This is a genomic window from Thermoflexus sp., assembly GCF_042408365.1.
Lineage (GTDB): Bacteria > Chloroflexota > Anaerolineae > Thermoflexales > Thermoflexaceae > Thermoflexus.
Map to the genome: position 1 here is coordinate 1 of NZ_JBHOQJ010000030.1, position 5,615 is coordinate 5,615.

7 protein-coding genes are annotated in these 5,615 nt (G+C 65.9%); 1 reads left to right on the top strand and 6 read right to left on the bottom strand.

All coding sequences use genetic code 11. The features are described 5' to 3' along the window. Positions 1 to 618: FAD-dependent oxidoreductase (locus ACFMO5_RS01350; protein WP_376790976.1), on the bottom strand; the 618-nt coding region annotated here is incomplete at its 3' end. A 4-nt stretch (positions 619 to 622) separates the two neighbouring features. On the opposite strand from ACFMO5_RS01350, the gene ACFMO5_RS01355 reads away from it, so the two are divergent. Further along, entirely contained in the window at positions 623 to 2,134 is a 1,512-nt protein-coding gene (locus ACFMO5_RS01355; protein WP_376790977.1) for a tetratricopeptide repeat protein, read from the top strand. 54 nt (positions 2,135 to 2,188) lie between these two features. Here the strand turns inward: ACFMO5_RS01355 and ACFMO5_RS01360 are convergent, their stop codons facing one another. From ACFMO5_RS01360 to ACFMO5_RS01380, 5 genes are all read right to left on the bottom strand, one after another. Beyond that, positions 2,189 to 2,485: an ArsR/SmtB family transcription factor gene (locus ACFMO5_RS01360; RefSeq protein WP_376790978.1), complete on the bottom strand. Its 297-nt coding sequence runs from the start codon at positions 2,483 to 2,485 to the stop codon at positions 2,189 to 2,191. Continuing rightward, a complete protein-coding gene (locus ACFMO5_RS01365) occupies positions 2,482 to 3,225 on the bottom strand; it encodes a polyprenol monophosphomannose synthase (RefSeq protein ID WP_376790979.1) in 744 nt (247 codons plus the stop codon). Before ACFMO5_RS01365 ends, ACFMO5_RS01360 begins: the two co-directional genes overlap by 4 nt. Positions 3,226 to 3,372: 147 nt before the next feature. Beyond that, a complete protein-coding gene (locus tag ACFMO5_RS01370) occupies positions 3,373 to 3,942 on the bottom strand; it encodes a UbiX family flavin prenyltransferase (protein ID WP_376790980.1) in 570 nt (189 codons plus the stop codon). 38 nt (positions 3,943 to 3,980) lie between these two features. Then, positions 3,981 to 4,847 carry a helical backbone metal receptor gene (locus tag ACFMO5_RS01375; protein WP_376790981.1) on the bottom strand — a complete coding sequence of 289 codons (867 nt, stop codon included), beginning with the start codon at positions 4,845 to 4,847 and terminating at the stop codon, positions 3,981 to 3,983. Between the two features lie 16 nt (positions 4,848 to 4,863). Beyond that, positions 4,864 to 5,535, bottom strand: coding sequence for a Type 1 glutamine amidotransferase-like domain-containing protein (locus tag ACFMO5_RS01380; protein ID WP_376790982.1), 672 nt, complete (start codon positions 5,533 to 5,535; stop codon positions 4,864 to 4,866). Between the last annotated feature and the right edge of the window lie 80 nt (positions 5,536 to 5,615).

Below are 5,615 nucleotides of genomic sequence, written 5' to 3' on the forward strand. Positions count from 1 at the left end.
GCGGATCCGCTCGACCAGGGCGTCGAAGAACGCCTGAAAGCCGCCTTCGAAGGTCCCCAGCCGCGGGCTGCGCTTGTGGATCCGCGCCCAGAACCAGGCCATGTTGATCTCCGGGTAGGCTTCCCCGAACTTCCCCTCGAGAAGGGGCTGCCAGATCCGTTCATATGCCCGCCGCCCCATGTAACGGGGGAGCCACTCATGGGCGGTCACCCGTTCCAGGGGCTCCCAACGGGGGGTGAGGCGGAGATAGGCGATCACGAAGCCCATCCGCAATTTCTCGGCCAGGGAAAGGCCCGGGAAACGGAGAACCGCCATGGGGCTATCGAAGGGATAAGGCCGTTCATTATACCAGACAGCGGTGACCGGACGAGGGAACCGCACCCGATGGCCCAGGCCCAGCTCCTGGATCAGGCGGAGGATCTCCGTATCGGAGGCGAACCAATGATGATAAAATCGCTCCAGGGACCAGGACCAGCCTTCCGCTTTGAAGCCGGAGGCCAGCCCGCCGGCCTGGGATGCGGCCTCATAGACCACCACAGAGGCTCCCGCGCGGGTCAGATCGTAAGCGGCGGCCAGGCCGGCCGCTCCGGCCCCCACAATGGCTACCCGTAGCGACATCGCGATGCGCTCCGGAAAAATTCCTGAGGCTCAAGAAACGCCCGATCGCCAGGACAGCCCGAAGGCTGCCCTTCGCGATTTCCTTAATTTTAATTCCGCACGCCTCCTCCTGCGACCGTTTCTCCATTGCCTGCGCCGATGCCTCCAGGTCGGCGGGCCGATCCTACTCTCCCTGCTCCTCAGTCTGGATCCCTTCGGAATTCAGGCGGCGCGGTGGATCCAGGAGGGAGATGCCTTCTGGTCGGATGGGCGGATCCTCTCCGCCCGGCAAGCGTATCAGGCGGCCCTGGCGTTCCGCCCAATGGATCCTGCGGTCTGGCATCGTATCGCCCGGGCGCACACAGCCATGGGAGATCTGGAAGAGGCGGAAGCGGCATGGCGGCGTGCGATGCGACAGGGGGATCCGTGGGCGCTTCGAGGTCTGGCGGAGATCGCCATGCAACGAGGGGACTGGGAAAAGGCCCGAACCCTCTGGAAGGCGTGGGCCCTCCGGATGCCATCGGATCGAGAGGCGTTCCAACGTTGGGCGGAAGCGGCGCTGGCCCTCGGGGATGGAGAGGAGGCTCGGAACGCATGGGAGACCGGGGCGTTCTATCATCCGGATGATCTACTCATCCGATTTCGATTGGGCCTCCTGTTGGGTGTGCAGGATCCGGAGGCGGCCCGGGCGCTCCTGATCGCCCTTCCCTCCCCTTTCCGAAGCTGGGCCGATTGGCTGCCGGAGCCATGCGCCGTGAACGCCCAATGCCCAGAAGACGCGCGCGATCAAACCGCGCGCCGCTGGGGCTTCGCGCTGCTGGGGGCCCGGTTTTGGGGGGAAGCCCGGCTCGCTTTGGCCCGTTGGCTGCAGACACATCCGGGAGACCCGGTAGCGATGGCCGCCCTGGGCTACGCCATGGGGCGCCTGAAGCAAGATGGAATGCCCTGGCTGCAGCAGGCCCGCCAGGGTTCCGCGATCCCCCCGGAGGTCCACTATTTCTGGGGCCTTTATCTTCTGGAGCACGGGCAATACCAGGAGGCACGAAGGCGGTTCGCCGCCGCCTATCAGCTGGATCCGAACCCCCTGTACGCCTTTGAGCGCGGTCGGGCGGCGATGCTGGCCGGGGATCTTGTGGCAGCTGACCGCTGGCTCCGTCAAGCCGTTGAGGCGGATCCGGAGGATGTGGAGTTCTGGATCGCGTTGGCCACGCTCTATCTGGGCCATCAGGTATGGCTGGGGAAAGGCATCGAGGCCGCCCAGCAGATCCTCCAGCGGGCACCCCAACGCGTGGAAGGCTACGAGTGGCTGGGGTGGGCCCATTACCTCCGGGGGGAATGGGAAGAAGCCGAGCGGCTCCTTCGCCAAGCCCTCCGTATGGATCCGAAGCGGCCATCGGTGCGTTATCGTCTGGGGATCGTGCTGGCCGCGAAGGACCAGCGCGCGGAGGCCCGCCGCCTCCTGGAGCAGACGGTCCTTTTGGATCCGTTGGGGGATTTCGGACGCCGGGCGCTCCAGATGCTGGATCGCCTCCGATAAGGGGCGGGAGGTTTCCAGGGGAGCGCCGAGCGGGCTTCCCATGCCCCGGAGTCCTCACGACCGCCGTCGCCCCTTGCGACGGGTCGGCCGGAGGGCGAGGCGCAGGGCCCGCAGCCCGTGATCCAGGGCATCCAGATCCAGGGTGTAGAACGTCCGGCGTCCAGCCTCCCGGGCCTTCAGGAGGCCGACTTGCTGCAGAATCCGAAGGTGATGGGAGACGGCAGGCTGGGAGAGATCCAACGCTTGGACCAAATCCCCCACGCAGAGTTCACGGCCCCAGAGCAGCCGTAGGATCTGTTGCCGGTGATCGTCCGCCAGGGCTTGGGCAAAGCGAACGGGATCCCCGCTCATCCCTCGGCCTCAGCCACAATCGGCTTCAAATCGCGATAGCGCCAACGGAGCTCCCAGACCCGCAAAGCGGCCTCGATCTTGATCCGCCAGTTCATCTTGGAGCGGCCCACCCGCCGGTCCTCGAAGAAAATCGGGATCTCACACACCCGATATCCCAGGCGCTGGGCGAGGTAGGCCATCTCCACCTGGAAGATATAGCCGTTGGAGCGGACGCGCTCCAACGGCATCCGGGCCAACGCATCCCGACGCCAGCACTTGAAGCCGGCCGTCGCATCGCGAACCCGCAGCCCCAGAACGGCGCGCGCGTAGAAATTTCCCCAGCGGCTCAACCAATAACGCCCAGGCCCCCAGCGCAGATCCACCCGTCCCCCCGGGGCGTAGCGGGATCCCACCACCACATGGTAATCCGCCATCCGCTCGAGCATCGCCGGGATCGCGGAGGGCGGATGGGAAAGATCGGCATCCATTTGGACGATCGCCTCGGCATCGGTCCGTAACGCCAGCTGAAAGCCCTCCAGATAGGCCGGCCCCAGGCCCCGCGGGCCATCCCGATGCAACACCAAGAGGCGGCCCGCATATCGCCGGGCCAATGCCTCCGCGACCTCGCCGGTCCCATCCGGGGATCGATCATCCACCACGAGGATCCGCAGCTCCGGTAGGCCCAGGGCAAGCAACGCCTGGACCAGATGCGGCAAGTTGTCCGCCTCATTATAAGTAGGGACTACCACTAAGGTTTTCATCGCTACGCCTCAGGTCGTGTGGGTGCCCGAACGGCTTCAGGAGCGCACGGCCGTGCGCCTTCGCATCTTAGAAGTTACGCCGTTGATTTCCTCGGGAGGGTTGGGGGGCCTTCCGCCTCCTCTCGTGGGTTCCGAACGGCGCAACTCCTACATCTTTTCCTTCCATCGCGTGTAGAGGTCGTTCTCGATCCCCAACCGTAGGAGCACCCGCCCCACAATCTGGTCGATCAAGTCTTGAACGGTGCGGGGACGGCCGTAAAAGGCGGGGACGGGGGGCATAATCACGGCCCCCATCCGCGCCGCCCGCCGCATCAAGTCCAGATGGCCGATGTGTAAGGGGGTCTCCCGCACCACCAGCACCAGCGGCCGCCCCTCCTTCAAGGTGACATCGGCCGCCCGGCTCATCAGATCGGCGGTGTAGCCGCTGACGATCGCCCCCAGGGTCTTGATCGAGCACGGGATGATGACCATCCCCATGGTCCGGAAGGACCCGGAGGCGATGGCTGCCCCGATGTCATGGTGCGGATGGACCACATCCGCCAGCTCCATCACCTGGCGGACCGTGTAATCGGTCTCTTGGGTGATGGTGATGCGAGCCGCGGGGCTGAGAACGAGATGGGTTTCGATCTCTGGGTTCGAGCGGAGGACCTCCAGCAATCGGATCCCGAAAATCACCCCGCTGGCCCCACTGATCCCAACGATCAACCGCTGTTTCATCCCCCTCCCCGCCCTCCGAATTCCCTACGGAAAAGATTCTACCCCTGAATAAGCGCCGGCAGCACCTGCAGCGCCCGCCGCAGGCGGGTGCCATGCCAGAACAGCAGGCTGCCCTCGATCCAAAGCACACGGCCCGCGCGCCCGGCCGGCGTATCGGCGAAAAGGGCGCGTACGGCGTCCACATCCTCCGCGCGGAAGGGATAGGGCTCATCGGGAAGCAGGATGAGCTCCGGGGCAGCGCGGCGGATCTCCTCCTCCGAAAGCCGCGGATACCGCTCATCCCGCGTTACTTGTCGAGCGGGCAAATCGGGGTTCAGATCCGCAGCCAGCGGATACCGTCGCCGGCGGTTCGCGAAGACGTTCTCGCCCCCACACAAGGTCAACACATCATGCGCATAAGTCTCCGCATTGAACGTCATCCAGGGATCCCTCCAGATCGCACAAAACACCCGCGGAGGCCGTTCGGGAATCGCTTGGCGGCGGGCAGCGACCATGGCTTCCATCTCCTCGAGCACCGGCAGGCGGGGGAGGTCGAACAGCGCGGCCAGACGTCGGACGAGGGCGATCGCCTCCGCCACCGAACAAGGGAAGGAAACCGCGACCGGGATCCCCCGGGCTGCGATGGCCAGCGCATCCGCCTTCCGGTTCTCCTCCACGTTCACAAAAACCACGTCCGGCCGCAGGGCGAAAATGCGGGCGAGATCCGGGTTTTTCGTTCCCCCCACCGAAGGGATCGCTTGCGCCTCCGCCGGGTGGACGCAATAATCCGTCCGCCCGACCACCCGATCCCCCAGGCCCATGTCGAACAGGGTTTCGGTGAGGCTGGGGACCAGGGAGACCACCCGGCGAAGCGGGCGATCGGGCCGGAAGGGTTGGCCTTCCAGATCCCAAAGCGGTTCCTTCATCCCCGGCCTCGCCATTTCATTTGTGATCCAGCCAGCGGGCTCCGAAGATCACCGTGATCTCTCCCCCGCCCCAGCGCTCGATCCGGTCATCCGGGCCGAGGGCAAGGGCCGCTCCTTCAGCCAGGCCGATGCCGTACGCAAAGGGGCGCCGATGAAGCGCTGCTTGAAGCGCCCGGGCGGCCTCCGGCGTGTAATGGCTCACCACGAAGGCGCCCGGCAGCCACCCCCAGGCCCCCAAGGTTTCCTCCCAGCTGGAACGCAGCGCCCAAGTCCCCATGGCTTCCGCCCCCGCGCCGATCCCCAGCACCACCGCGCCAGAATGATAGGCGGTCAGCATGGCCTGGAGGGCCGGCGTATCGAAGAAAGTTTCCAGCAGGCACCGGACATCGCCATCCGCGATCAGGATCAAGCGAGCGTCCAGCAGAAGGCGCACATGGGCCGTCTCGAAGGCGTCCTCCCGGGCGCGCAAGGTCAGCACCCGACAGGGGGGGCTTCCCCAGGCCCGATATTGGCGCTCATAGCGTCGGGCGCGCTCCGGATCATCGGCGGCCGCCATGACCACGACCACCAGCCCCTCCGGGGCGCTCCGGGCCAGGGCCATCCGGTGCACCTCCTCCGCGTCCTCCCCTCCGCACAGCACCAGCCATCCGTGGCCACCTCGCCAACGCAAAGGACCCTTTTGTCCCATAAGCTCCTCCCCCCTTATTTTGCACCGTTTGGCGCAGAAGTTGAATGATTTTGGGGTGGGTGGGGCCGCCAAAGGCGGCC

What these genes read in the sequence shown, in the direction of transcription:
- ACFMO5_RS01355 (WP_376790977.1), top strand. Translation starts at nt 623, where the DNA reads ATGCGCTCCGGAAAAATTCCTGAGGCTCAAGAAACGCCCGATCGCCAG.
- ACFMO5_RS01360 (WP_376790978.1), bottom strand. Translation starts at nt 2,485, where the DNA reads ATGAGCGGGGATCCCGTTCGCTTTGCCCAAGCCCTGGCGGACGATCAC.
- ACFMO5_RS01365 (WP_376790979.1), bottom strand. Translation starts at nt 3,225, where the DNA reads ATGAAAACCTTAGTGGTAGTCCCTACTTATAATGAGGCGGACAACTTG.
- ACFMO5_RS01370 (WP_376790980.1), bottom strand. Translation starts at nt 3,942, where the DNA reads ATGAAACAGCGGTTGATCGTTGGGATCAGTGGGGCCAGCGGGGTGATT.
- ACFMO5_RS01375 (WP_376790981.1), bottom strand. Translation starts at nt 4,847, where the DNA reads ATGAAGGAACCGCTTTGGGATCTGGAAGGCCAACCCTTCCGGCCCGAT.
- ACFMO5_RS01380 (WP_376790982.1), bottom strand. Translation starts at nt 5,535, where the DNA reads ATGGGACAAAAGGGTCCTTTGCGTTGGCGAGGTGGCCACGGATGGCTG.